Consider the following 2,063-nt stretch of genomic DNA (forward strand, 5'->3'; position numbering starts at 1 on the left):
CTATTCATGAGAATGTATCAGAACGTAAAAGAAAGAGACAGAACCTAGGAGTACCTTCTCTCAACCTAGATTTTGTCTCTTTTTTATGGCGTTATATAATAACAGGACATATGATACTGGTGCAAGTAAACGATAAATCAAGCAAATTGTTTGAAATAAATGTAAAATTTTCTATACAAGTTGTAAAAAAAGCATGTCTCATTTTTTATTTAAAAAGGAAAGAATTACTCAATTCAGTAAACACTGCTGAATAAGGCAATTCGTCTAAATATCGCATGTGTTATGTAGTTGAAACAGCTGTTGCACATACAAGCTACTATACCGTTAAACATTTCGTTTTTTCTTTGCCTTTTTAAGTGTATCTAAAACAAGCTTTAAGTCATTTCTACGACTGATTTCATAGGCAAAAATCTCATTATTATATAAATCCTTAATGTCGGATAAGTACAGCCGCTGTCCATTAACATTTAAGTAGGTAATATCTGTTTTCCATTTCTTATTTGGTCTTGAAGCTTGAAAATCTCTATTTAAATGATCATCTGAAATCTCATACGCCTCTTTTTTGTCGTAATAAGGTCGTTTTTTCCTAATTTACTCATCAATATTTGAATACGCTTATAATTCAAATGAAGGTTATATGTGGCTTTAAGCCACACTTGTATTCTTTCATATCCATAAATCCCTCTTCAATATTTTTTCTTAAATACAGTGTCCGCTAATTGTTTTTTAGAAGGCACTGCATGTCGCTCTCTCATTTTGGATATAGCTGGCATGCCTAATTTTACATTCCTAAGAGCTTTTTAACATCGCATTCTCCACTTCTCATCGCTTAATCTTAGCCTCTAAATCTTCGAATTTCATTCTTGGTCTATCTAAACCAGGACCTTTTGCTTTCCCACGTTTTTCTTCTAGTTCTTTGATACCTTGAGCTTTGAAGTGTTTCACCCATCGACTTACAACTGAATGATGAATACCTAATTCTGTCCCAATAGTTTTATAGCTCATACCTTCTTTTAAATATAAATCTATAGCTTTTTTCTTAAATTCCACATCGTAAGTGACCCTAATTTTGCACATAGAAAAATCCCCTCCATAGTAAACAGGTTAATTCGCTTTCTTTTTCCGGTCTACTATAAGGGGATCATATCATACCAAATGAACTCTTTTTTACTGTCTACCTATATGGAATAATATTCGTAACTAACTTTTCGTAATTTAAGGTGCACTATTTGAAGGGACAAACATATTTTATAATAACTACTCGGCTATCATATACTAAAAACGACTAAACATTTTAGCTTAATATTATGTTTCGAATTTATAATCATGAAGAAGTAATAGTCTGTAAATCAAAAATTGAGTGAGTATACTGTAAATATTGATCTGAAAGACTGAGTAGTTATGGAAAATATTCAATGAACGACAATATGATAGATAAGAATCATTAGGAAGGATGTATAAAATGGCTAATTTAATTATAAATGGTTCGTTTGAAACAGGTGCGTTTCCCCCATGGCTCGCGAATCATGCATTTGTCACCAACCAGTTTGCTCATACAGGTTCCTTTTCGGCAGAATTAGAGGTAGGGGATCATCCATATATACTACAAACTTTTGCAGTAAATGCAGGGGAAGCATTGAATGTTTCTTTATTTTTAGCAAAAGATGGAGCTGGATTTATTGATGATGTTCTCATACAAGTTGTATTTTATGATGTGAATTTTACGTTTTTATCAGTAGGTTTAGCAGTAACGGTACTAGGTAGCAGTATTCCAACTGCTTCGCTGTCATGGGAGAATGTACAAGCAGACACTACCATGGCACCAATTGGCACGACTCAAGCTATGTTATTGATTGCTTCACAAAAGCAAAACAATACAAGAGATTTGCTTGTGGATGATGTATCTGTTAATATTGCAGGTCAAACGGGTTCGACAGGTCCTACTGGCGCTACAGGTCCTACTGGCGCTACAGGTCCTACTGGCGCTACAGGTCCTACTGGCGCTACAGGTCCTACTGGCGCTACAGGTCCTACTGGCGAAACAGGTCCTACTGGCGAAACAG

5 protein-coding genes are annotated in these 2,063 nt (G+C 34.8%); 2 read left to right on the plus strand and 3 right to left on the minus strand.

What is annotated here, in order from left to right; genetic code table 11:
- Window positions 1–254, plus strand: a 254-nt coding sequence (locus tag F3I02_RS33870; RefSeq protein WP_230876814.1) for a hypothetical protein, incomplete at its 5' end; no start/stop codon positions are given.
- A gap of 70 nt (window positions 255–324) precedes the next feature.
- Here the strand turns inward: F3I02_RS33870 and F3I02_RS34860 are convergent.
- From F3I02_RS34860 to F3I02_RS10925, 3 genes are all read right to left on the minus strand, one after another.
- Window positions 325–591 (minus strand): DDE-type integrase/transposase/recombinase, encoded by a 267-nt coding sequence (locus F3I02_RS34860; protein WP_196477991.1) that lies wholly within the window; start codon window positions 589–591, stop codon window positions 325–327.
- Window positions 528–680 (minus strand): IS3 family transposase, encoded by a 153-nt coding sequence (locus tag F3I02_RS34865; RefSeq protein WP_374058643.1) that lies wholly within the window; start codon window positions 678–680, stop codon window positions 528–530. The genes F3I02_RS34860 and F3I02_RS34865 overlap by 64 nt, the downstream gene beginning before the upstream one ends.
- A gap of 142 nt (window positions 681–822) precedes the next feature.
- Complete coding sequence (locus F3I02_RS10925) at window positions 823–1,077, minus strand: helix-turn-helix domain-containing protein (RefSeq protein ID WP_196477989.1); 255 nt, start codon at window positions 1,075–1,077, stop codon at window positions 823–825.
- 385 nt (window positions 1,078–1,462) lie between these two features.
- Here F3I02_RS10925 and F3I02_RS10930 point away from each other — a divergent pair.
- The coding region (locus tag F3I02_RS10930) for an NTTRR-F1 domain (protein WP_196477990.1) at window positions 1,463–2,063 on the plus strand (601 nt) is incomplete at its 3' end.

It is taken from the genome of Bacillus sp. SRB3LM, assembly GCF_015712745.1.
Lineage (GTDB): Bacteria > Bacillota > Bacilli > Bacillales > Bacillaceae_G > Bacillus_A > Bacillus_A thuringiensis_K.

Excerpts from the sequence above, each read along its gene's own strand:
- F3I02_RS10925 (WP_196477989.1), bottom strand. The coding sequence starts at position 1,077 with ATGTGCAAAATTAGGGTCACTTACGATGTGGAATTTAAGAAAAAAGCT.